Raw genomic sequence first — 22,133 nt, forward strand, 5'->3', positions numbered from 1 at the left:
CACAACACGGTATCAACGATATCCAAGATCCCGCGGCTCCAGGAGAACCGCAATACCCCGCGCCCAGCCCCTTCGAGGAGCGGGCCGCCAGGGCCAGAATGTCTTTGTGTCCCGACCCGTCGGCGCCTCGTTGGCGGCCACCGCGTCGGGAGGCGCTTTATATGCGTGGTGTCCCGGGGGTGGCAAGCACTTTTTTCGACCCCCGGCGATTTTTCTCCGCTGCCTTTTTCACACGGCGCCTTCGTCGCCGCCCTTTCGTAGAATGCCGGTCCCCTTTCCGATGGACCCGTTTCCCTCCATGCGCCTTCTCCACACCGCCGATTGGCATCTCGGGCAAACTCTGCACGGCTTCGCGCGCGAGCACGAGCATGCGCGATTCCTTGACTGGCTTCTCGACCGGCTTGAGGATCAAGCCGTCGACGCGCTGATCATCGCCGGCGATGTGTTCGACGGGCAGAATCCGCCGATCCCCGCGCTCGGCCTGTTCTACCGGTTCCTGTCGAGGGCCAAGGCGCGCTGCCCAGGGTTGGACATCGTGGTGGTCGCCGGCAATCACGACAGCGGCAGCCGGCTGGAGGCGCCCTCGCCGCTGCTGACGGAAATGGGGGTACGGGTGGTCGGCGCCCCGCCGGTGGGCGGGGATGGCGCCTTCGCGCCGGACGGGCTGGTGGTTCCGCTGACCGACCGCGACGGAACGGTTGCCGCGCGCTGCGTCGCGCTGCCTTACCTCCGTCCCGCCGACCTGCCGCCGCTGAGCGAGGGGGAGATCGCGGCGGGTGCCGACCCGCTGGTCGAGGGGGTGCGCCGGGTCTATGCCGACGCGGCGGAGGCCGGGCGGCGCGCGCTGCGGCCCGGCGAGGCGCTGATCCTCACCGGCCATTGCTACATGCGCGACGGCGCGCTGTCCGAACTCAGCGAGCGCAAGATCCTCGGCGGCAACCAGCACGCGCTGCCGGTGGACGTCTTCCCGGAGGACGCGGCCTATGTGGCGCTCGGCCACCTGCACCGGGCGCAGGCGGTGGGGGCGCGCGAATCGGTGCGTTACAGCGGCTCCCCCCTTCCGCTGGCGGTGGACGAGGAGCCCTACCCGCATCAGGTGGTGCTGGCCGACTTCGCGGAGGGGCGGCTGGCCAATGTCGAATCGCTGCGGGTGCCCCGCTTCGTCGCCATCCGGCGGGTCCCCGGCGGCGGGCGATTCGCGGCGCCGGAGGACGCGCTGGCGGCGCTGGCCGCGCTGGAGCTGGACGAGGAGTTGCCGCGCGAAGCATGGCCTTATGTCGAGGTCTCGGTGGAATTGCCGACGCCCCGCCCCGCCCTGCGCGAGGAGGTGGTCGCGGCGCTGGCCGGGCGCCCGGCGCGGCTGGTCAAGCTGGCCCTGCGCCTGACCGGCAGCGGCGAGGCGCTGGCCGAATCCGTACCGCTGGCCGATCTGGCGGACCTTGCGCCGGAGGATGTGTTCCTGCGGCTCTACCGCCGCCATCACGAGGGCGAGCCGGAGCCGGCCTTGCTCGCCGCCTTCCACGAGCTGGTCGCGACCGTTCAGGAGGGTGCGTGATGCGTATTCTGGCGATTCGCGGCGGCAATCTGGCCAGCCTGGACGGGACCTTCGCGGTGGAGCTGGCCGACGGGCCGCTGCGCCACGCCGGCCTGTTCGCCATCACCGGACCGACCGGCGCGGGAAAGAGCACGATCCTGGACGCGCTGTGCCTCGCTTTGTTCGACCGCATGCCCCGGCTGCCGGACGGGCGCGGCGTGACGCTGGGCGCCAGCGGGGACACCGATGCGATCAGCACCACCGACGTGCGCAGCGTCTTGCGCCGCGGCGCCGGGTCCGGCTGGGCCGAGGTCGATTTCGCCGGGATCGACGGCGCCGTCTACCGGGCGCGCTGGGAGCTGCGGCGGGCGCGGCAGAACGCGCGCGGCCAGTTGCAGAAGCAGACGATGAGCCTGACCGCGCTTGCCGACGGCAAGCGGCTGGGCGACGGCAAGACCAGCGTGCTGGACGAGATTTCCACCCGGCTGGGGCTGAGCTTCGAGCAGTTCCGCCGCGCCGTCCTGCTGGCCCAGGGCGATTTCGCCAACTTCCTCAAGGCTCCGGCGACCGAGCGCTCCGCCCTGCTGGAGCTGCTGACCGGCACCGAGATTTACTCCCGCATCTCCGTCGCCGCGCATGAGCGCTCCCGGGAGGAGCAGCGGGCGCTGGAGGCGCTGGAGGCGCAATGCGCGGGCATTGGCGTGCTGACCGACGACGCGCGCGCCGCCCTGGACATCGAGGCCGGTGCGGCGGCCGAGGCGGTCCGGCGGGAGGAAACGGCGTTCGAGCAGGCCCGGGCCGCCGTCGCCTGGCACGAGCAGGACGCCCGACTGGCCAAGGCGGAGGCGGACGCCGCCGCGGCGAGCGCGCGGGCCGAAGGGGTCTGGCGGGAGGCCGCGGCGCGGCGGGAGGAAGCCGCGCTGCTGCGCCGCCTCCAGCCCTTGCGGGTGCGATTGACCGAAGCGGACCGTTGCGCCGCGGCAGCGTCGGAGGCTGGAGAGGCTCTGGCCCGCGCCCACGCCACGGTGACCGAAGCGCAGGACCGGCTGGTCCAGGCCGAGGCCCGTCATCGTGAGGTGCGCGGTACCTACGAGACGGCCCGCGGCGCCATCGACGCTGCCGAGCCGGAACTGGAACAGGCCGCCGCCCTGGACGCCGAGATCGCCGCGCTGGCCGGCCAACAGGCTGGAGCGCTCGCCGATGCCGCGACGGCGGAGGCGGACGCGAGGGGGATCGGAGAGAGCTGGGTCGCCATCCGGACAGCACTTGAGCAGGCGCGCACCGACTCGGCGGAGCGGGAGGGCTGGCTGGCTGGCCAGACGGCGCTGCTGCCGGTGGCCGATCAGTGGGCGCGCTGGGACGCGCTGCTGCTGCGCCACCGCGACTCGGCAAGGGCGATGCGGGAAGCGGAGGCGGAGGCCCGCCGCACTGCCGCGGAGGCTGCGGCCCACGAGGCGGAGCTGGCCCGTCTGTCCACCGTCCGTCTGGACGCCGCCGCGCGGCGGGACGCGGCGGAGCGGACGCTATCCGCGCTGAAGGCCGAGGCGGTGGAGTCGCTGGACACCCTGCGCGGGCGCCGCACGGCGCTGGCGGAGCGCCGCGACGGTCTGTTCGTCCTGGCTCAATTGGCGGAGCAGACCGCAAGGCTGGCCGCAGACGACGCGGACGCCAAAGCGGAGCGCGAGCAGCAGCGCACCGCCGCCGCGGACGGGGAGACCCGTGCGGCTGAGACCAAAGCACGGCTGGACCAGCGCCGGGCGGCGTTGGAGGAGGCGGACGCCGCCCTGCATCGCTTGCGCCTCGCCCGCCGAGAGGATGTGGCGTCGCTGCGTGCTCAGCTGGCGGAGGGCGAGGCCTGTCCGGTCTGCGGTGCCACGGAGCATCCCTGGGGAGGCGGGCACACCCCGCTCGACCGGCTTGCCCAAGATCAGGAGCGCCACGTCACCGCCCTGCGCGCCGAGGTGACCGGGCTGGCCACCGACCAGGGCGCCCACAGCGCTGCGGCGAATGCGGCGCGCGAGCGGGCCGCGGCCCTGGATGGACGGCTGGCCACCCTGGCGGTGGAGCGGGCGACCGCGGTGGAGCGCTGGGCGAAGCGGGCGCCGGCCTTCGGACTTCCCGCCGAACCGGACGCGGAGATCGTCACCCGACGGCTGTCCGACGTGGACGCGGAACTGGCGACGGCCGGGCAGGCCGAGGCCAGGGCGCTGGACCACAAAGGGCGGCTCGACGCCGCGGTGCAGACCTGCCGGGAGCGGGAAGCGGCGCTGACCGAGGCGGAACGGACGATCGAGGCGCGGACCCGCCAGCGGGACGCCGCCCGCCACGCCGAATCCCTGGCCATGGCGCGGCGCGATCAGGCAACGGACACGCGGGCGGCGGTACGGGCGGAACTGGCCCCGCCCTTCGCCGGGCTTGAGAACTGGCACAGCCGGCTCGACCGCGATCCCGACGCGTTCCGCGAGGATCTCGGCGGGCGGGTCGCCGAGATCCTCCGTCAGCGCGAGGGGTTGGCCCAGGCGCTGCGCGACGTCGAGGCCCTGGAGCGGCAAGCCGGCGCCAAGGCGGCGGAGTTGGAGGGTGCGCGGCAGGCCGAGCAGGTGGCGCGGCGGCGGTGCGAGGGGCTCGCCGCCGCGCTGGAGGATCGGCGCGCGGCACGGGCAACCCTGCTGGACGGACGGGCCGTGGGCGCGGTGAAGAAGGAGCTGGCCGACGCCTGCCAGCGGGCGGAGGCCCTGGTCGAGCAGGCCACGATCGCCCGGCAGGACGCGGCGGCCCGGCTGTCCGGGGCGGAACAGACCGTCGCCACGCGCGGCGACTCCGCGCGCCGCTGCGCCGCCGAGGCGGAAGCGGCGGCGGACGCCCTGGCCGCGGCGGCGGAGCGTTGCGGCGTGACGGTGGACGAGGCGCGCGTCCATCTGGTCCGGGACGAGGAGTGGCTGGCCGACGAGGAGCGGGCGCTGGCCGACCTCGAGCCGGCGCGGCGCGAGACGGCGCTTCTGGCGGCGGAGCGGACGCGACTGCGGAGGGAGCACCACACCGCCGGACTCCCCGCGCTCGGCGTGGAGGAGGCCGGCAAGGCCGTCGCCGAGACGGGCTGGCGCCTTCAGGAGGCCCGCGGCCGGCTGGGCGAGGTCCAGGCCCGGCTGCGCGCCGACACGGAGAATCGCGGCCGCCTCGCCGCGGTGCTCGACCGGGTGGAGGCGCAGCGCAAGGCGCAGGGGTTGTGGGCGACCATGGCCCAGCTCATCGGCTCCGCCGACGGGCGGAAGCTGCGCAACTTCGCCCAGAGCCTCAGCCTCGACCTGCTTCTGGTGCAGGCGAACCGCTATCTGGCGGATCTCGCCCGCCGCTACCGGCTGGAGCGGGTGGGAGGGGCCGACCTGGAGATCCAGGTGGTGGACGGCGAGATGGGCGACGAGCGGCGCGGCGTGCACAGCCTATCCGGCGGCGAAATGTTCCTGGTGTCGCTGGCCCTGGCGCTCGGCCTCTCGGCCATGGCGGGGGGCGGCGGCGGTGGAATTGGCACGCTGTTCATCGACGAGGGGTTCGGCACGCTGGACCCCGACAGCCTGGATCTGGCGCTGTCCTGCCTGGAGGCGCTTCAGGCCACCGGGCGGCAAGTGGGCGTCATCAGCCACGTCCCGGCGCTGGTGGAGCGGATCGGCGTGCAGGTGCGCGTCACCCCGCAGGGCGGCGGACGCAGCGCCGTGACGGTGACCCGCGGGACACTGGCGGCGCCGTCAACGGACGCGGCGGCGGAACGGGAACTGCTGCTGCCTTTGTAAGGCGTTTCAGGCGGCGCGGGATCACCACGGAGACACGGAGGCACAGAGGCGCGCCCTCCCCTCCGTGTCTCCGTGGTGAAAGTGGCGTCAGGCCAGACGAAAGGCCAGATAGCTGTCGGCGCCGACCTGCCCCGGCATGGTGATGACCGCACCAACGGATTTTCCGGTGAAGGTGATGCTGCCATCGATGCTGCCGTCGCCATCGAAGTCGATGTGCGCCGTGGCGCCCTTGAACCCCTCGGCGCCCGCCATGGAGGCCCAGCTGAGTGTCGATACGCCTTCCTTCCATCCCCAGGCGGTAGCCCACTCGTTTGGTTCGAAATCGGTGATGGTGGACCAGGTTACCCCCCCGCTCCGCCCATCCAGGAAGAATGTGTCGGTGCCGGAACCGCCGGTCAGGAAATTCGAGCCGGTGCCGCCATCCAGCACGTCGTCGCCGCCCCTGCCGTCCGCCGCGTCGTCGCCGGCGCCAAGGTTGAGGAAATCGCCGACCTCGCTGCTGATGATGATCTCGATGGATTTGGTGCCCAGAAAGAGGTTCTTCAGCGTGGCGACCGGACCGACATAGACTTCCATCTGCACGTCGCGGCTGGACGAGCCGTTGTTCACCACGGCGCGCCGCTCCGATTCGGAGGTCGGCGGAGCGTTCGAGATGTAGGAATCATTGGCCGACAAGGCGTCCTTCAGCCAATAGGCGTGGCCGCCAAGCGCGGTGGCGCCGATGGCGGTGGACACGACGCCGACGGCGTAAAAACTGTTTCCGGAACCATGGAAGATCGGACCGCCCGAATTCCCGGGATTGATCTCCAGATCCCCGTTTATGTAGTAGACCGAATCGACGCTCGACCGGCGGACGGTGCCGCTGTCGAAGGTCTCGTACCGCCCGTACTTGGTGGGATAGCCCAGGACGTTGACCGCCCCGCCGCTGAAGTTCCAGTCGATCCCGAAATGGCCGTAGGTGTCGCCGATCGGCTGGGACAGGGTCAGCAGGGCAACGTCGATCTCCGATCCGCTCTGGGTGGTCCGGTAGAAATCGCCGGCAATGAGCCTGCCGTCCGAATCCGGGTCAAAATTGGTGAAGAACTGCGATTTTGCAACGCCGTAGGCGACGTTGTCCGATTTACCGGGATTGTAGGACGGATAGATCTTCAGGCTGCTCGGCTTACCGCCGAGAGCGGCGTTGTAGACGACGTGGGACGCGGTGATGACGTCGTTCCGACCGACCAGGAAGCCTGAGCCGACGTAGGTGCGGCTTCCCCAGGTGGCCTCGATGGAGACCACGGCGCGCGCCGGATACAAATCGTCGTCGACCCTGTAGGACATTGGAAACGGTCCTTCCGCTGCACCCGGCACGACATCGCACCGGATGGTTGCAACCGATCGACAATGTCACGCTGGGGCGGTGCTTTTCAACAGGATGCGATGCGTCTGGACCATTTCATCCGCGGCGCACAACCGCACCCCTCAGCCGCGGACTGGGCGCAGGACGAGATGCTTGTTGGACGGCACGGCCGGCGCCGAGGGACGCAGAACGAGCCCCTTGGAGGTCGGCTCGATGTTCGCGTCGGGATAGACGGCCATGACGTCCTTCAGGGCTTCCTTCAGGCGGAAGGCCAGGACGCGGTGCTCGCTGACCGAGCCGAAATGCTGGGACAGGGCGTGCCAGGGAACGACCGTCTGCTTGTCCAGCCGGTGCAGGCGGTGGACCAGCCACACATAGGCGTCGAGCGCCAGGGCGGAGTTCTTCAGCTTGGCGATGGCGTGCTCGTCCAGCGGGACGGCGTGTTCCATCAGATGCTCGAAGAAGCTCTGGGTCAGCCGGACGAAGCGCACCCACTCGCCACCCGTGCGGAACAGGTCCGGCGTGTCCTCCTCGTCCCGCCACAGCTTGATGCCGTCGATCAGGCGCTGGTCGGAGATTTCCGCCGTCGAGGGGCCGGTGGTGGTGCGCAGGGTGAATTCGCTACGGGCGATCCGCAGCACCTGCTCGCGCACCGGCTTGTAGTTCCCGCGCTCGCCGCCCGTCGGGGCCAGCCCAAGGCGGCGCAGCCACGCGCTCATGCTCGGCCCCAGATCGACGTGGGCGCTGCGCGTCTTGCGCGCCTCGGTCTGCAGGTAGATCATGATCAGGCGCGCCTTGGCGCCGTAGGGAACGCCGACGTCCAGGACCGTGCCGTCGCGCAGCGGCAGGATGCCGGGGCGGACGACGAGCTGGTACTTGCCATTGTTGCGCACCCAGGGGGCGGTCTCGTCCTTGGGCTTGCGGTGCGGCAGGGAGGCTTGGCAGAAGCCGGCATGGAGATAGCCGATCGCGTCCATTTCGTTGGACAGCGCTTCATGGGCCATCATCACACGGCGGCGCTCCTTGGGGTCTTCGGTGCGGGCAAGAACCGCCTCGAATCCCTCCAGGGTAAGCTGCTCGTGGATTTTCGCCATGGGACCCCTCCGGCCTCGTTCGGTCACGTTCCTGTCATTTCAGAAAACACAAAATGTGGTGGCTGTGAAGCGCGTCCATCCCACGAATCGCTGAAGTTGCAACGGAAGCTGCAGATTCCGACTCAACTTCAGCGAAGCGGCCTTTCGTGATCCCGTCGCTCCGTCCCCTGCCGGCAACCGCCAAGCCAGCCGCCAAACCATCTGCCAAGCCAGCGTTTCAAAATCAGCGTCCCCAACGGAGCACCCCACGCCGGATGGGCCGCTTGTCCACAGCCGGAGCGGCTTGTCCACGCTGAGTTGGAATCGCACCGGGCGAAACCGGCCGGATCGGTTCGCTGACTCCGCAACGGCGGGGACGCCGAAGTCGCAACGGGGACTCGCTCATCCACGCTGAAGACGAGTCACGAAAGGCGGTTATCCACGCTGAACTCGCAACCATGTCCTATATGAGTCCCTATAGGATTCTCCGGTTAGACCAGTTGCGCGGGTGCTGGCGCGACCCCCTTCGCTGAAAACGCAACGTCGGTGGGGTGGGAGAATCGCCAACCGGGCATTCGAGGGTGATCCAGACCCCAATCCTCCACCAGAACGAGCATCGTCCCTGGCCGGGGGTTCCAGTCCAAAACCGTCAACTGTCAACCGAACCCGACGCTGAATTTGATACAAAGGCGACTCGGGTCCAACGCTGAATTGGTAACATTCGACTCGGAAACCCAAGGCTTTCCAGGGCTTAGCCGACTCGGCGAGTCTCGCGCAGATCTTGTAACGCCGACGGAAACCAACGAATCGACATACGACGCTGAATTTGAAACGACAGACTCCAAGCGATTCAAGGGCCGAATCGAAACCACTCCTCGCAGCCAACGCTGAATTGGTAACGCTTTGGAAAATGGGCTTGACGGGCTCTCGGTCGATTCGACTCCGGAATGGTATTCCACCGCTCGCAGCGACCGGCAAACGCCCTCGAATTCTATGACCATAGTCCCATACGACGTCGCATGACCTGTGCTCCCGCCGCCATTTGACGCAATTCGGTGCACTTCGGCTTGACCAGTTGCGTCACATTTTGCAAGAAAGGACCTCACACAGGGAAAGTCGGAGGCCCGATGAACGGGGAAGAACTGCGCGCCATCCGCGAACGGCGTGCCGAGGATCAGTTGAGCTTCGCGACATGGCTCAACGGCGCACTGAACCGCCGCTACGACCGCTCCCGGATCAGCCGGTGGGAAAGCGGGGCGGAGCGCATCCCCCAGCAGGTCGCCGGGTTCCTGGCCGGTCAGGGCGGCATGGCCGCCGTGCCGCAGAACACCGGGATGCCCAAGATGCAGCGGGCCGTCGTGGCCGTGGCGAATCAGAAGGGTGGCGTCGGCAAGACGACGACAGCGGTGAACCTGTCCTACGCGCTGTCGACGCTGGGCCTGAAGGTGATGCTTCTCGACAGCGATCCCCAGGGCAACGCCACCGTCCATATGGGGCTCGACCCCGGCGAGATCGAAACCCAGCGCAAGGGCATCTATAATGTTGTGCGCGGCGGGGCGTCCTTCGACAGCATCCTCCAGCCGGTGTGCGGCGGCGCCGTCATGCTCGCCCCCTCCAGCATCGGGCTGGCCGCGGCGGAGACGGAGCTGGTGGCGGAGCCGGACAACTCCCTGGTCCTCAAGGAGAAGCTGGCGGAGGTGCGGAACCGTTACGACGTCATCGTGATCGACTGCCCGCCCAACCTCGGCCTTCTCACCATCAACGCGCTGGCGGCCAGCGATCTCGTGCTGATTCCCGTGCAGACGGAGGTGTTCGCCGGGCTCGGCGTGCCGCTGCTGCTGGAAACCATCGCCAAGATCCGCCGCCGCTCGAACCCGTCGTTGAACATCTTCGGCATCCTGCCGACCATGTTCTCGTCCCGCTTGACGCAAGATCAGGCCAGCCTGCGCGAGATCCAGGAGCATTACGAGGGGCGCACCCGCGTTCTGAACGCGGTGCCGCGCGCCACCCTGTTCGCCCAGGCGTCGGGTGCCGGCCGTCCGGCCATCGAAGCCGATCCGAATTCCAACAGCGTCCAGGCCTACGGCGAACTGGCGCGCGAACTGGCCGCCCACCTCCAGACTGCGGAAGACGCCCATGTCTCGTAAACTCGAACGGACCAGCACCCGCATTTTCGACAAGGCGGCGCAGCGCGGCGGGGACGCGCTGTTCGGGCTCTCCGCCGACTTCCCGCGGCTGATCGAGGTCGATCTCGACCGGGTGCACCCCAATCCCGACCAGCCGCGCCGCCATTTCGACGACCAGTCGCTGCAGGAGCTGGCCAACTCCATCGCCCGCCACGGGCTGAAACAGCCGGTTCTCGTGCAGGATCTCGGCGACGGCGACTACCGGCTGATCGCGGGTGAGCGGCGCCTGCGCGCCTGCGGGCTGGCCGGCCGACAGACCATTTTCGCCATCGTCACCGACGGCGACCCCGACGAGTTGGCGCTGATCGAGAACATCCAGCGCGTCGACCTCGACGCCATGGAGCTGGCCCGCGCCTTCGCCCGGCTGATCGAGCGGCACGACTACACGCACGAGGCGCTGGGGCAGGTGATCGGGCGGAGCCAGGCGGAGGTGACGCGCACCCTGTCACTGCTGCGTCTGCCGGCGGATATCGTCGCTGAATTTGAAACGCGCCACCGTTCCGTCCCGAAAAGCATCCTGACGGAGATCGCCGCGGTGGACGATCCGATCCTGCAGAGGAAGCTGTGGGACACCATCAAGGACGGCGGCACCGTCAAGGCGTTGCGCGAGGCCAAGCGCGCCCAGATGGGCGGCGGCGAGCCGGATTCCATGGCGGCGGCGAAGGCTCAGCCGGCCCCGGCGGTGCGTTTCGTCTCCGCCGTCCAGCGCATCGCCAAGGACTTCTCCGCCGTCGATGCCGGGGAGCTGCGGGCGCACCGCAAGCAGCTCAGTGAGGCGCAATGGCAGGAGTTGCGCCGTCTCCACGCCCTTCTCGATGAGCTGCTGGCCTGACCGTCAGCAACGCTGAATTTGTAACGCACACCCGCTGACGTCAGCGGCGGGTGTCAACTTCAGCGTCGATGACCCGCCTGACCTCGCGGAACCAGCGCAGCTTTTCCGCGAAAGGCAGACGGGCGAGCCCGCTGGGCGAAGGCAGCACGACGTCCACCGGACCATTGAACAGGCTGTCCGGCTGCACGCCCCAGTCCGCCCGGTCGCGATCCGCGGCGGCGAGATAGACTCCCTTCCCCGTGTAGGCGATCACCCGCGGCCGGACGTCCGCGACCAGGGCGCGCAGCCGCGGCACGCCGCCGCGCAGTTCCGCCCGGCTGAGATCGGCGGCGCCTGGCGTCGCCCGCGCCACGAGGTTGGTGGACCCCAGCCCGAACTCCGGCAGGAGCCGATCCTCCTCCGGGCGCAGCAGGCGCGGCGTCAGGCCGGCCTCCGCCAGCAACTTCCAGAATTGGTTGCCACGCCCCGCGTAGTTGTGGCCGAGCTGGCCGGAGCGCGTTCCGGGGTTGAAGCCGACGAACAAAGCGTTCAGGCCAGGGGCGATGATGTCGGGGATCGGGCCTTCGGACTCGGTCATGTTGCGTCAACACTCCAACGCGGCGTCCGGCAACGCTGAATTTGAAACGCTTCTACTCCGCCGTCCGCCATTCGGCGAGGATCACCGGGGCGGCGAAGCCGGCGAGGATGGCCGCCAGCGTCACGAACAGCATGGCGCCCCAGGCGCTGTAGCCCAGCACCCCCAGCACGCCGCCCAGGAAGAAGGAGCCGACGGTCGGCAGATGCGTCCTCAGCTTGTCGAGCGTCACCCGGACCCGATCCCGGCCGTTGCGGTGGTAGAGATCGTCGATCAGGTTGCCCAACTCGATCCCGATGTCGGTGATCATGCCGGTGACGTGGGTGGTGCGGACGCGGGCGTTGGAGATGCGCGTGACGATGGCGTTCTGCAACCCCATCAGGAAGCTCAACCCCATGACCAGCGCGGCGCCGCGCAGCTCGTGCAGCCAGACGTCGGCGGCGCCGAGCCCGGCGAGCAGAAGGGCTTCGAGGCAGACGCTGTAGGCGTAGATCGCCGACAGGCCGCGGCGCTGCCCGGCGTTGATGAGCATCGCCGACACCATCGCTCCGGCGATGAAGGTCGCCACGATGGCCAGCGCCATGCCGAAGGCGCCCATCTCGCCCAGCGCCAGATGATCGGCCATGGTCGAAACGGTGCCGGTCATGTGCGAGGAGTAGAGGCCGGCGGCGTAGAATCCCGCGGCGTTGACGGCGCCGGCGACGCCCGCCAGCGACCAGGCCAAGCTGCGGTCCGCCGACACGCCACGATGTTCACCCTGCCGGACCAGCATGCCCTACCCCCTGAACCAAACGGGGCGCCATCATAGTGGCGACCGCAAGCGTCGGGGACCCGCTGGTTTGTGGGGTCATCAATGCGTTTCCAGAGCGGTCGGCATGGTCTTGACGACATCGAGAAACGCCCGCAGGGCCGGCGGTACGGCGCGGTGTCCGGGGTAGTACACCGCCGCCCGCTCCGGCTTGTGCATCCAAGAGGGCAGGACGGTTCGCAACCGCCCGTCCGCGAGGGCGGCTTCGGCGGCCCAACTCGCCACATAGGCGATCCCCAGACCTCGCGCGGCGGCGTCCGCCATCAGCTCCTCATCGTCGAGAACCACCGGTCCGTTGACGTCGACCGTCAGTTCCTGCCCGGCCCGCTCGAACTCCCAGCGGTACAGCCGGCCGCCCGGAAGGCGGTGGCCGATGCAGCGATGGTGCTGGAGATCGTCCGGCGTCGCCGGCTCCCCGGCGCGAGCGAGATAGGCGGGGGAGGCGACGCAGACGAACCCGATCGGGTCCGGGAAGGGCACCGCGATCATGTCCTTCGGGATGGAGTCGATCAGGCGGACGCCGGCATCGAAGCCGCCGGACACGATGTCGATCAACCGCCCCTCGACGACGATGTCCACCGTCACGTCGGGAAATCGCTCGACCATGCGCGGGAGGACGCCGCGGACCAGAGCCGCGGCGGCCACGCGCGGCGCGTTGATCCGGACCCGTCCGGCGACGTTGCCGCGAAAGGCGTTGACCGCGTCGAGCGCTTCATCCAGGGACGTCAGCGCAACATTCAGGCGGGCGAGCAACTCAAGCCCCGCTTCGGTCGGCGAGACGCTGCGGGTCGTGCGGTTGAGGAGCCGAACGCCCAGCCGATCCTCGAGACCGCGCATCGCATGGCTCAGCGTGGACGGCGCCGTTCCCAGCTCATCCGCCGCGCGGCGGAAGCTGCGACGGGTGGCAACGGCCACGAAGGCGCTGAGATCGTTCAGGGAGGGGCGCGTCATTGATGGTGATCTTGCATCAACTCATGCCGATTTCAACGTCTAATCGCACATTCCCTTGGCTGCTATCTCCTGCTCCAGGTCCATTCCGAACGGGAGACACCGATGTCCAAGCGCGACGCCCTCTTTCCTGCCGGTCGGCAGGCGCTCTATGAGATCCACCGCTACTCCGCCGCCATCCGATCCGGCGATCTGCTCTTCGTCTCCGGGCAGGTCGGCGGCCGCGAGGACGGCTCGCCCGAGCCCGACTTCGCGAAACAGGTTCAACGTGCTTTCGACAACCTTCGCGAGGTTCTGAGAGCGGCCGGCGCCACGTTCGACGACATCGTGGACGTGACGACGTTCCACACCGATCCGGAGGCCCAGTTCGAGACCGTCTTGTCCGTCAAGGACCGGATGTTTCCGGAGAAGCCCTATCCCAACTGGACCGCCGTCGGAGTGACCTGGCTTGCCGGTTTCGACTTCGAGATCAAGGTGATCGCTCGGGTTCCTCCGGCTGCCTGATCCAACATCGGTGATGATTTCCCGACCGGGGCTTCCGACCGGGGCTGATGTGTCGATGCCACGTCAGCCTTGGCTCGGGATGCGTCCCGCAATTCCACCGCCGGCTCGCCCCGTACGAACAAGATCCCGCAGTCAGGGCCATGCTCCCGGGGCGGCGCGGACCGAAGGCCGGTCACCGGCGCCTGCCCGGCGAGACCGAAGGGTTGATCGCCCATGAGATCGTGACCCTTGAGAGCGCGCGCCTGCCTGTCCACACGCGCCACGGGCTCACCGTGCCTATCGACGTGGCGAGCCGCATGGTCGCCGCCTTCCATCTGTCGTTCGACCCGCCGAACGCCCGCTCGGTCGCCATGGCCATCGCCCATGGCGTGCTGCCCAGGGCCGATTGCCGCCGCGACTCCATCCGTTCCGGGGCGTTGCGCGGAGGTCGGCCTCTGATATCGCCGAGGCACCTTTACCTAGGTTAAGGCTCCGCGACCCCCGCATCCCAATGATGATCCCGGCGGTACGACGGCCTACGGGGCCGCGACGGGAGATGGGGCCGCCGACTGGAGGACCGCCATGCAACCGCCTCTGCGGATCACCTTCCACAACATGGAACCCTCGCCCCTTTTGGAGACATGCGTCCGGGAACGCGCCGCGAAGCTGGAGCGGTTCTTCGGGCACATCACGGCCTGTCACGTGGTCATCGACGCGCCGCATCGGCACCACCACAAGGGCGGGCTTTACACCGTCCGGATCGACCTGACTGTTCCAGGAGAAGAACTGGCCGTGCACCATGCCAAACCCGCCGACCATGCCCATGAAGATCCCGAGGTCGCCATTCGCGATTCGTTCGACGCCATCCGCCGGGAACTGGAAGATTACGTGCGCCGCCGCAGGCTGGATGTGAAGACGCATTCGGCGTCGTGAGCCTCACGCTTTCGCTTTCCGCCCGAGTTCAATCACCGAAGCGGCCGGTGTCGGAATCCACGCCACCGTAGCGGGCGTCATCACCTGGGAGGCCGACATGCCGGACACGTCCTACATCCGCTGGTTTTCCGACCTTGGACGCGACGACGTCGCCCTGGTGGGCGGGAAGAACGCCTCGCTCGGCGAACTCCATCGGCGCTTGAAGCCGCTGGGGGTGAAGGTGCCGGACGGCTTCGCCCTGACCGCTGCCGCTTTCCGCGACGCGCTGACCGCCGCCAATGCCTGGGACGGCCTGCACGCGCTGCTGGACGATCTGGACAAGGCGGATGTGGAGCGTCTGGCCCGCGCCGGGGCACGCGCCCGCGAGATCGTCTACGCCGCCGGCCTGACGCCGGACATGGAAGCGCAATTGCGCACGGCCTTCCGCGCGCTGCTGGCCGAATACGGGGAGGGCCTGACCGTGGCGGTGCGCAGCTCCGCCACCGCCGAGGATCTGCCGACGGCCAGCTTCGCCGGGCAGCACGAGACCTACCTGAATGTGGCAGGCGAGGCGATGCTGCTCGACGCCGTGCGGCGCTGCCACGCCTCGCTGTTCACCGACCGCGCCATCTCCTATCGGATCGACCAGGGCTTCGACCATTTCAAGGTCGCCCTGTCGGTCGGCGTGCAGAAGATGGTGCGCTCCGACCTCGCCTCGGCCGGGGTGATGTTCACGCTCGACACGGAATCGGGATACCGGGATGCCGTGTTCATCACCGGTGCCTATGGGCTGGGGGAAACGGTGGTCCAGGGGACGGTCGATCCCGACGAGTTCTATGTGCACAAGCCCACCTTCCGGCAGGGCCATCGCGCGGTGCTGCGGCGGCGCCTGGGCGAGAAGCTGGTGAAGATGGTTTACCGCTCCGGCCGCACGCGTGAGCCGACGCGCACGGTGCCCACCCCCGGCGCCGACCGGGAGCACTTCTGCCTGACCGACGACGAGGTGCTGCGGCTTGCCGAACAGGCCATCCGGATCGAGGACCATTACGGCCAGCCCATGGACATCGAATGGGCCAAGGACGGGCAGGACGGCGGCCTCTACATCGTCCAGGCGCGGCCGGAGACGGTGGCCTCCCGGCGTTCGGCCCTGGAGCTGGAGAGCTTCGTTCCGGAAGGAAAAGGCACCGTGCTCGTTTCCGGGCGCGCGGTCGGCGGGCGCATGGCCGCCGGGGCCGTCCGTTTGGTGACCGGCACCCACCCGCTGTCCGCCTTCCGCCCGGGCGAGGTGCTGGTGGCCGACACCACGTCGCCGGATTGGGAGCCGGTTATGAAGACGGCCGCCGCCATCGTCACCAACCGGGGCGGCCGCACCTGCCACGCCGCCATCGTCGCCCGCGAGTTGGGCATTCCCGCCGTTGTCGGGGCCGAGCGCGCGACGGAGGCCCTGCGCGACGGCCGAACGGTGACCGTTTCCTGCGCCGAGGGCGACACCGGCAAGGTCTATGACGGCGCCCTGCCGTTCCGCGTGGAGCGCATCGACCTCAGCCGGCTGCCGCGCCCGCAAACGCGCATCATGGTGAACCTCGGCAACCCCGACCAGGCCTTCCAGACCGGCCAGCTTCCTGTGGACGGGGTTGGCTTGGCGCGCATGGAGTTCATCATCAGCGAGGCCATCAAGGTGCATCCGATGGCGCTCGTCCATCCCGAGCGCGTCGAGGACTCCGACGTGCGCGCCCACATCGCCCGGCTGACGTGCAGCCATCCCGACGGCGGCGCCTATTTCGTGGAGCGTCTGTCGGAAGGGATCGGCACCATTGCCGCAGCCTTCTTCCCGCGCCCGGTCATCGTTCGCCTGTCGGACTTCAAGACCAACGAATACGCCTCTTTGATCGGCGGGCGGTGGTTCGAGCCGGTCGAGGAGAATCCCATGCTCGGCTTCCGGGGGGCGGCGCGCTACGCCCATCCTGCCTACGAGGAGGGCTTCGCGCTGGAATGCCGGGCGCTGGCCCGGGTGCGTGTCGAGATGGGGTTGACCAACGTGAAGGTCATGGTTCCCTTCTGCCGCCGCCTGGAGGAGGCGGACCGGGTGATCGCCGCCATGGCCCGCCATGGGCTGGAGCGCGGGCGCGACGGGCTGGAAATTTACGTGATGTGCGAGATCCCCAACAACGTGCTGCTGGTGGACGAGTTCGCCCAACGCTTTGACGGCTTTTCCATCGGGTCGAACGATCTGACTCAGCTCACGCTCGGCGTGGACCGTGACAGCCCGCTGGTCGCCTTCGACTTCGATGAGCGCGATCCCGGCATGTTGGCCTTCCTGCGCCAGGCCGTGGAAGGCGCGCGGCGCAACGGCCGGCCCTGCGGAATCTGCGGCCAAGCGCCCTCGGACTATCCGGAAATCGCCGAGTTCCTGGTGCGGCTCGGCATCGACTCCATCAGCCTGACGCCCGACAGCGTGCTGAGGACGTTGCGCGCCGTGGTGGAGCTGGAACGAGGGCTCGGCCGCGCCCCGCGCAACCCCGAGACGGGAGATCCAGCATGAAGCACGTCGTCGTCTTCGCGCACCCGCGCTCCGGCAGCTTCATCCGGCAGGCCGCGGGGGCCTATGTGGACGAGCTGGAACAATACGGACATTCGGTCGAGGTGCGCGACCTCTACACCATGGGCTTCAACCCGGTCCTCTCGGAAGAGGAGATGGCCGGCAAGGGGCCGGTGCCCGAGGACATCCGGCGGGAGCAGGAGATCATCGCCGGGTCGCAGGCGATCACGTTCCTGTTTCCGATCTGGTGGGCCGGAATGCCCGCCATGCTCAAGGGCTATGTGGACCGGGTCTTCACCTATGGTTTTGCCTGGGAGATGCGTGGTGAGGAAATCAAGGGCAAGCTGCACGGGCGCAAGGGACTGATCGTCACCAGCTCCGGCGCTCCGCTGGACTATCTGGAAGCGGTCGGGGAAATGCAGGCCTTCAAGGTCACGCAGGACGCCGCGATCATGGGGCTGTGCGGCATCAAGGTGGTCGAGCATGTGCATTTCGACGATCTGGGGCCGAACACCACGCCCGAGCGGATCGACGACTGCATCCACCGCATCCGCGCCGCCGCGCGCAACCATTTTTGACCTGCTGCCGACGAGGTGGCTGCCATCAGTCACCGCTCACGGCGCCTGATCCAATGCCGAGGCGGGCATGGGCGCGACGCCTCGTCCAGCAGGCGGATGACCTCGGCGTCGTCGAGCTGGTGGAAATCCTCGTAGAAGGCGCCGATGGCGCCGAACGAGTGCGGAACCTGGAGACAGACGACCTCGTCGGCTTCGGCCCGCAGCTCCGACACGATGTCGGGCGGCGCCACCGGCACCGCCAGCACGAGCCGCTTCGGGTTCGCGCGGCGCACCGACCGTAAGGCGGCGCGCATCGTCGCGCCGGTCGCGATGCCGTCATCCACAAGAATGGCGGTGCGCCCGGCGACCGGCACGCGCGGGCGGTCGCCGACATACACGGCCCGCCGGCGCTCGATCTCCCGAAGCTGGCGAATCGTCTCCTTTCCGATCCAGGCTTCGGACACGAAGGCCGCAACATCCGGGTTGATGACGGTTTCGATCTGGCCGCCATCCGCTATGGCACCGACGGCCAGTTCCGGCTGGAATGGCGCACAGATCTTGCGCACGAGCACGATGTCGAGCGGCGCATGGAAGGCTCCTGCCACCGCGACGGCCACCGCAACGCCGCCGCGCGGCAGAGCCAGGACGACCGGCTTCTCGTCGCGAAGGTGTGTCAAGCTTGCGGCAAGGCGTCGGCCAGCTTCGTTCCGGTTACGGAACCGGAACGGAATGCCGAGTCCGCTCTTCGTCGCTGATCCTGGCGTCATGCTGTCCTCCGCTCGCCACCGTTCAACGTGTGTTAAGCGTCTTTTCGGGAAAGCTCTCTTCACCCAGGTTAAGGGCACCTTTCGCCGACGGCGACGAGGATGCCATCCAGAATCAGCTCTCCCTCAACGTCGGCGGCGGGCTCCAGGCGGCGCGGCTGTTCCTGCCATCGATCCGCCGGAACGAGTCCATCATCTCAATCGGGACAAACAGATGGCTTGCCGCGATTCGCGAGCTTTGGCACTGTTGAGGGGGCGCACCATCACCGGGTCGTTTGAGCCCCAATCTTCCAGTCAAGGAAGTGAAGCGGCCGTTTAGTACAATCTCCCTCCGAAGTGCTTGATCTGAAACGCGTCACAGCTCGATCTGGGCGGCGGTGATGACGCTTTGCGCGATGTCGGCGATGCGGCGGCCCTGCTTCATGGCGGCCTTGCGCAAGGCGTTGTAGGCCGCCTCCTCCGTCTGGGACTTCTGCTGCATCAGGATGCCCTTCGCCCGCTCGATCAGCTTGCGGTCGGCGAGCTGCGTCCGGGCCTCGTCGCGTTCGCGTTTCAGCGTTTCAAAAGCAGCGTAGCGGGCCAGCGCGGTTTCCAGGATCGGCCGCACGCGGGCGGGATGCAGACCGTCCAGAACGAAGGCGGCCACCCCGGCCTCCGCCGCCTGCGCCGCAGCCCCCGGCGGCGCTCTGTCGGCGAACAGGACGACGGCGCAGGCTCCCGACCGGGCCAGCCGGAAGAGGCCGTCCAGCGTTGCAGGGTCCGATGTTGCCAAAACAGCGACGACCGCGTCCGGCGCCCGAGCGGCGACGCGGGCTGGCAGATCGGCGAAGCCATGGACCACGACGATCCGGTCGGCGATCCGGTCGCGGCCCCCCGCCCCGGCCAAGCCGTCCTCCACCGCCCGCGTCGCTGTGGCGTCGGGGCCGGCCACAAGAATGGTCAGGGGTTTGCTCGCCATCGCCGTTCTCACCTTCCCCTTACGCCGACCCGTTCATGCCGCCCATTTCACGCCGCTTTCACCGTCCCGTGATGCCCGCCTTCCAGGAAATTCAGCAACTCCTCCCGGTAGGCGTAGTAGCGGGGGTGCTCCAGCAGGGCCTGCCGGGTCCGGGGGTGGGGGATGTCCACCTCCAGGATGTGGCCGATGCGGGCGTTCGGCCCGTTGGACATCATCACCACACGGTCGGCCAGCAGGATCGCCTCGTCAACGTCATGGGTGACGCAGATGGCGGTGACCTGGGTGCGCGCCCACACCTCCATCAGCACCTCCTGAAGCTCCCAGCGGGTCAGGCTGTCCAGCATGCCGAAGGGCTCGTCGAGCAGCAGCAGCTTCGGCGACAGGGCGAAGGCCCGCGCGATGCCGACGCGCTGCTTCATGCCGTTGGACAGCTCCGCCGCCTTCTTGTGCATGGCGTCGCCCAGCCCGACGCGCGACAGGTAGTAGCGGGCGATGTCGTTGCGCTCCCCCCGGCCGGCCTGCGGGTAGACGCGGTCGACCCCCAGCATGACGTTCTCCAGCGCGGTGAGCCAGGGGAACAGGCTGGGCGCCTGGAAGACCACCGCCCGGTCGGGGCCGGCGCCGTCGACCTCCCGGCCGTCCAGAACGATGCCGCCGCTGGAGACGTCGGCCAGCCCGGCGACCATCGACAGCACCGTGGACTTGCCGCAGCCTGAATGGCCGATCAGCGAGATGAACTCCCCCTTGCGCATCTTCAGGTCGAAGCCGTCCACCACGGTCAGCGGCCCCTTCGGCGTGGCGAAGGTCTTGGTGACCCGGCTGAACTCGACGTAGCGGTCGTCGGACAGGCCGCCGGCTTGCCCGGCCAGATAAGCCTTGGGCGGCGGCGCGGCGGTGATCGGCGTCGCCGCCGGCAGGGTCAGGGTCTCGTCCACCGCGGCGGCGGCGCGGCTGGCCCCGGCCTCCATCAGCCACGCCGTGACCTCGGCGCGCAGGCGCTTGAAGTCGGGGTCGTGGTTCACGGCGGTGCGGTCGCGCGGGCGCGGCAGGTCCACCGCGAAGGCCGGGCCGAGCGTCGCCCCCGGACCCGGCGTCAGCGGGATGATGCGGTCGGCCAGCAGGATCGCCTCGTCCACGTCGTTGGTGATGAGGACGACGGTCTTGCGGTCCTTGCGCCAGATCGCCTCGATCTCGTCCTGGAGCTTGGCGCGGGTCAGCGCGTCCAGCGCCGACAGGGGCTCGTCGAGCAGCAGCATTTCCGGGCTCATGGCGAGCGCGCGGGCGAAGCCGACGCGCTGGCGCATGCCGCCCGACAGCTCCTTGGGGCGGCGGTCGGTGGCGTGGCCCAAGCCGACCGTCTCCACCGCCCGGCGGGTGAGCACGCCGCGCTCCGGCGACGGCTTGCCCTTGTGCACGGCGTCCACGGCCAGCGCCACGTTGTCCTTCACGCTCAGCCAGGGCATCAGCGAGTAGTTCTGGAACACGACGCCGCGCTCCGCCCCCGGCCCGCGCACCGGTTCGCCGCGGAACAGCACCTCGCCGGCGTCGGGGGCGGCCAACCCGCCCATCAGGTTGACCAGCGTGGTCTTGCCGGCGCCGGAGAAGCCGACGATGGCGACGAACTCCCCCTCCGCGATGGACAGGTCGATGCCGCGCAGCACCTCGGTCCCGCCGTAGGACTTCGCGACGTTCTTCAGCTCAAGGATGGCCATGCTCGGGAACTCCTCAGCGGATGCCGGTGTGGGAAACGGCGGCCTGGAAGGCCAGCATCACGCGGTCGAGCAGGAAGCCGATCAGGCCGATGGTGAAGACCGCCACCATGATCCGGGCGAGCGAGGAGGAGGAGCCGTTCTGGAACTCGTCCCACACGAACTTGCCGAGGCCGGGGTTCTGGGCCAGCATCTCCGCCGCGATCAGCACCATCCAGCCCACGCCCAGCGACAGCCGCAGACCCGTGAAGATGTAGGGCAGCGCCGAGGGCAGCACGAGCCGGCGCACCATCGTCGGGCCGGAGAGCTGAAGCACCTTGCCGACGTTCATCAGGTCCTTGTCGATGGAGGACACGCCGACCGCCGTGTTGATCAGCGTCGGCCACAGCGAGCAGAGCGTGACCGTGATGGCCGAGGTCAGGAAGGACTTCTCGAAGGTCGGGTTGTCGCTCGACACGGTGGCGCTGACCACCATGGTGACCAGCGGCAGCCAGGCCAAGGGCGACACCGGCTTGAAGATCTGGATCAGCGGGTTCATCGCCGCGTTGACCGTACGCGAGAGGCCGCAGGCCACGCCCAGCGGCACCGCCACCAGCGCGCCGAGCAGGAAGCCGGTGAAGACCGTCTTCAGGCTGGTGACGATCTGGTCGAGATAGGTCGGCTTGCCGGCGTAGGGGCGGGTCTTCACCTCGGCCGCGGGGTCCTTGGCCAGCAGCTCGGCGTTGCGCTTGGCCTGCCGGTCGTAGAAGGCGGCCTCCTTGGCGCGTTCGGCCTGATGGTCGGCGTGCAGGACGCCCACCTGCTCCCACACCTGGGCCGGGCCGGGGATGGCGCCCAGGCTGGTGTTCACCTGCGGCGCCAGCCACGCCCAGGCGGCGAGGAACAGCATCAGGGCGGTCAGCGGCACGCCCATCTGTTGCCACAGCTCCCGCCCCTGCTGGCGCGGGCTGTCCCCGGCGGCCATGCGCAGCAGCGGGCCGAGCCAGCCGAGCCCGACGATTTGCAGGGTGGCGGCGGTACGGTTGAGCGCGTGGGCGAGGCGGGCCTTGCGCCGGGCGCGCAGCGCCTCGGCGGAGGAGAGGGTGGCGGTGTCGGTCACGCTGGTCATGGGGTGATCTTTCTGTTT

At 68.9% G+C, this 22,133-nt stretch carries 18 protein-coding genes; 9 read left to right on the forward strand and 9 right to left on the reverse strand.

Going from position 1 to position 22,133, the window contains the following annotated elements; all coding sequences use genetic code 11:
- The first annotated feature begins 298 nt into the window (after positions 1 to 298).
- Together AC1DVI_RS24205 and AC1DVI_RS24210 are read left to right on the forward strand one after the other, a co-directional pair.
- Complete coding sequence (locus AC1DVI_RS24205) at positions 299 to 1,555, forward strand: exonuclease SbcCD subunit D (protein WP_476960136.1); 1,257 nt, start codon at positions 299 to 301, stop codon at positions 1,553 to 1,555.
- A complete protein-coding gene (locus AC1DVI_RS24210; RefSeq protein ID WP_476960137.1) occupies positions 1,555 to 5,322 on the forward strand; it encodes an AAA family ATPase in 3,768 nt (1,255 codons plus the stop codon). The genes AC1DVI_RS24205 and AC1DVI_RS24210 overlap by 1 nt, the downstream gene beginning before the upstream one ends.
- 87 nt (positions 5,323 to 5,409) lie before the next feature.
- Here the strand turns inward: AC1DVI_RS24210 and AC1DVI_RS24215 are convergent, their stop codons facing one another.
- The gene (locus AC1DVI_RS24215) at positions 5,410 to 6,645 is read right to left on the reverse strand and encodes a trypsin-like serine peptidase (RefSeq protein WP_476960138.1); all 1,236 of its coding nucleotides are present in this window, start codon (positions 6,643 to 6,645) and stop codon (positions 5,410 to 5,412) included.
- 141 nt (positions 6,646 to 6,786) lie between these two features.
- The gene (locus tag AC1DVI_RS24220; protein ID WP_014197970.1) at positions 6,787 to 7,758 is read right to left on the reverse strand and encodes a replication protein RepA; all 972 of its coding nucleotides are present in this window, start codon (positions 7,756 to 7,758) and stop codon (positions 6,787 to 6,789) included.
- A gap of 1,106 nt (positions 7,759 to 8,864) precedes the next feature.
- Between AC1DVI_RS24220 and AC1DVI_RS24225 the strand changes: the two genes are divergently transcribed.
- Positions 8,865 to 9,884, forward strand: a complete 1,020-nt coding sequence (locus AC1DVI_RS24225) for a ParA family protein (RefSeq protein ID WP_145678675.1) — start codon at positions 8,865 to 8,867, stop codon at positions 9,882 to 9,884.
- Positions 9,874 to 10,755 (forward strand): ParB/RepB/Spo0J family partition protein, encoded by an 882-nt coding sequence (locus tag AC1DVI_RS24230; RefSeq protein WP_149168311.1) that lies wholly within the window; start codon positions 9,874 to 9,876, stop codon positions 10,753 to 10,755. The genes AC1DVI_RS24225 and AC1DVI_RS24230 overlap by 11 nt, the downstream gene beginning before the upstream one ends.
- A 40-nt stretch (positions 10,756 to 10,795) precedes the next feature.
- Here the strand turns inward: AC1DVI_RS24230 and AC1DVI_RS24235 are convergent, their stop codons facing one another.
- From AC1DVI_RS24235 to AC1DVI_RS24245, 3 genes are all read right to left on the reverse strand, one after another.
- Entirely contained in the window at positions 10,796 to 11,332 is a 537-nt protein-coding gene (locus AC1DVI_RS24235; RefSeq protein WP_476960139.1) for a mismatch-specific DNA-glycosylase, read from the reverse strand.
- A 52-nt stretch (positions 11,333 to 11,384) separates the two neighbouring features.
- Complete coding sequence (locus tag AC1DVI_RS24240) at positions 11,385 to 12,101, reverse strand: YoaK family protein (RefSeq protein WP_476960140.1); 717 nt, start codon at positions 12,099 to 12,101, stop codon at positions 11,385 to 11,387.
- A 78-nt stretch (positions 12,102 to 12,179) separates the two neighbouring features.
- On the reverse strand, positions 12,180 to 13,088 hold the full coding sequence (locus tag AC1DVI_RS24245) for a LysR family transcriptional regulator (RefSeq protein WP_476960141.1): 909 nt from the start codon (positions 13,086 to 13,088) through the stop codon (positions 12,180 to 12,182).
- Positions 13,089 to 13,190: 102 nt separating this feature from the next.
- On the opposite strand from AC1DVI_RS24245, the gene AC1DVI_RS24250 reads away from it, so the two are divergent.
- From AC1DVI_RS24250 to AC1DVI_RS24270, 5 genes are all read left to right on the forward strand, one after another.
- Positions 13,191 to 13,589 (forward strand): RidA family protein, encoded by a 399-nt coding sequence (locus AC1DVI_RS24250; protein ID WP_476960142.1) that lies wholly within the window; start codon positions 13,191 to 13,193, stop codon positions 13,587 to 13,589.
- Between the two features lie 203 nt (positions 13,590 to 13,792).
- Entirely contained in the window at positions 13,793 to 14,056 is a 264-nt protein-coding gene (locus AC1DVI_RS24255; protein ID WP_476960143.1) for a hypothetical protein, read from the forward strand.
- A 94-nt stretch (positions 14,057 to 14,150) separates the two neighbouring features.
- Positions 14,151 to 14,501: an HPF/RaiA family ribosome-associated protein gene (locus AC1DVI_RS24260; protein WP_476960144.1), complete on the forward strand. Its 351-nt coding sequence runs from the start codon at positions 14,151 to 14,153 to the stop codon at positions 14,499 to 14,501.
- Between the two features lie 97 nt (positions 14,502 to 14,598).
- A complete protein-coding gene (ppsA, locus tag AC1DVI_RS24265) occupies positions 14,599 to 17,022 on the forward strand; it encodes a phosphoenolpyruvate synthase (protein WP_476960145.1) in 2,424 nt (807 codons plus the stop codon).
- Positions 17,019 to 17,597 (forward strand): NAD(P)H-dependent oxidoreductase, encoded by a 579-nt coding sequence (locus AC1DVI_RS24270; RefSeq protein WP_476960146.1) that lies wholly within the window; start codon positions 17,019 to 17,021, stop codon positions 17,595 to 17,597. Before ppsA ends, AC1DVI_RS24270 begins: the two co-directional genes overlap by 4 nt.
- Positions 17,598 to 17,626: 29 nt before the next feature.
- On the opposite strand, the gene AC1DVI_RS24275 is transcribed toward AC1DVI_RS24270, so the two are convergent.
- The 4 genes from AC1DVI_RS24275 to AC1DVI_RS24290 all read right to left on the reverse strand — a co-directional run bounded on the left by AC1DVI_RS24275 (position 17,627) and on the right by AC1DVI_RS24290 (position 22,115).
- On the reverse strand, positions 17,627 to 18,343 hold the full coding sequence (locus AC1DVI_RS24275) for a phosphoribosyltransferase (protein WP_476960147.1): 717 nt from the start codon (positions 18,341 to 18,343) through the stop codon (positions 17,627 to 17,629).
- A gap of 352 nt (positions 18,344 to 18,695) precedes the next feature.
- Positions 18,696 to 19,298: an ANTAR domain-containing response regulator gene (locus AC1DVI_RS24280; protein WP_476960148.1), complete on the reverse strand. Its 603-nt coding sequence runs from the start codon at positions 19,296 to 19,298 to the stop codon at positions 18,696 to 18,698.
- Between the two features lie 47 nt (positions 19,299 to 19,345).
- Complete coding sequence (locus AC1DVI_RS24285) at positions 19,346 to 21,010, reverse strand: ABC transporter ATP-binding protein (RefSeq protein WP_476960149.1); 1,665 nt, start codon at positions 21,008 to 21,010, stop codon at positions 19,346 to 19,348.
- Between the two features lie 13 nt (positions 21,011 to 21,023).
- Positions 21,024 to 22,115 carry an ABC transporter permease gene (locus AC1DVI_RS24290; RefSeq protein WP_476960150.1) on the reverse strand — a complete coding sequence of 364 codons (1,092 nt, stop codon included), beginning with the start codon at positions 22,113 to 22,115 and terminating at the stop codon, positions 21,024 to 21,026.
- Positions 22,116 to 22,133 lie beyond the last annotated feature (18 nt).

The sequence above is a fragment of the Azospirillum sp. P4_B5 genome, from assembly GCF_056402275.1.

What these genes read in the sequence shown, in the direction of transcription:
- AC1DVI_RS24205 (WP_476960136.1), top strand. Translation starts at nt 299, where the DNA reads ATGCGCCTTCTCCACACCGCCGATTGGCATCTCGGGCAAACTCTGCAC.
- AC1DVI_RS24210 (WP_476960137.1), top strand. Translation starts at nt 1,555, where the DNA reads ATGCGTATTCTGGCGATTCGCGGCGGCAATCTGGCCAGCCTGGACGGG.
- AC1DVI_RS24215 (WP_476960138.1), bottom strand. Translation starts at nt 6,645, where the DNA reads ATGTCCTACAGGGTCGACGACGATTTGTATCCGGCGCGCGCCGTGGTC.
- AC1DVI_RS24220 (WP_014197970.1), bottom strand. Translation starts at nt 7,758, where the DNA reads ATGGCGAAAATCCACGAGCAGCTTACCCTGGAGGGATTCGAGGCGGTT.
- AC1DVI_RS24225 (WP_145678675.1), top strand. Translation starts at nt 8,865, where the DNA reads ATGAACGGGGAAGAACTGCGCGCCATCCGCGAACGGCGTGCCGAGGAT.
- AC1DVI_RS24230 (WP_149168311.1), top strand. Translation starts at nt 9,874, where the DNA reads ATGTCTCGTAAACTCGAACGGACCAGCACCCGCATTTTCGACAAGGCG.
- AC1DVI_RS24235 (WP_476960139.1), bottom strand. Translation starts at nt 11,332, where the DNA reads ATGACCGAGTCCGAAGGCCCGATCCCCGACATCATCGCCCCTGGCCTG.
- AC1DVI_RS24240 (WP_476960140.1), bottom strand. Translation starts at nt 12,101, where the DNA reads ATGCTGGTCCGGCAGGGTGAACATCGTGGCGTGTCGGCGGACCGCAGC.
- AC1DVI_RS24245 (WP_476960141.1), bottom strand. Translation starts at nt 13,088, where the DNA reads ATGACGCGCCCCTCCCTGAACGATCTCAGCGCCTTCGTGGCCGTTGCC.
- AC1DVI_RS24250 (WP_476960142.1), top strand. Translation starts at nt 13,191, where the DNA reads ATGTCCAAGCGCGACGCCCTCTTTCCTGCCGGTCGGCAGGCGCTCTAT.
- AC1DVI_RS24260 (WP_476960144.1), top strand. Translation starts at nt 14,151, where the DNA reads ATGCAACCGCCTCTGCGGATCACCTTCCACAACATGGAACCCTCGCCC.
- ppsA (WP_476960145.1), top strand. Translation starts at nt 14,599, where the DNA reads ATGCCGGACACGTCCTACATCCGCTGGTTTTCCGACCTTGGACGCGAC.
- AC1DVI_RS24270 (WP_476960146.1), top strand. Translation starts at nt 17,019, where the DNA reads ATGAAGCACGTCGTCGTCTTCGCGCACCCGCGCTCCGGCAGCTTCATC.
- AC1DVI_RS24275 (WP_476960147.1), bottom strand. Translation starts at nt 18,343, where the DNA reads ATGACGCCAGGATCAGCGACGAAGAGCGGACTCGGCATTCCGTTCCGG.
- AC1DVI_RS24280 (WP_476960148.1), bottom strand. Translation starts at nt 19,298, where the DNA reads ATGGCGAGCAAACCCCTGACCATTCTTGTGGCCGGCCCCGACGCCACA.
- AC1DVI_RS24285 (WP_476960149.1), bottom strand. Translation starts at nt 21,010, where the DNA reads ATGGCCATCCTTGAGCTGAAGAACGTCGCGAAGTCCTACGGCGGGACC.
- AC1DVI_RS24290 (WP_476960150.1), bottom strand. Translation starts at nt 22,115, where the DNA reads ATGACCAGCGTGACCGACACCGCCACCCTCTCCTCCGCCGAGGCGCTG.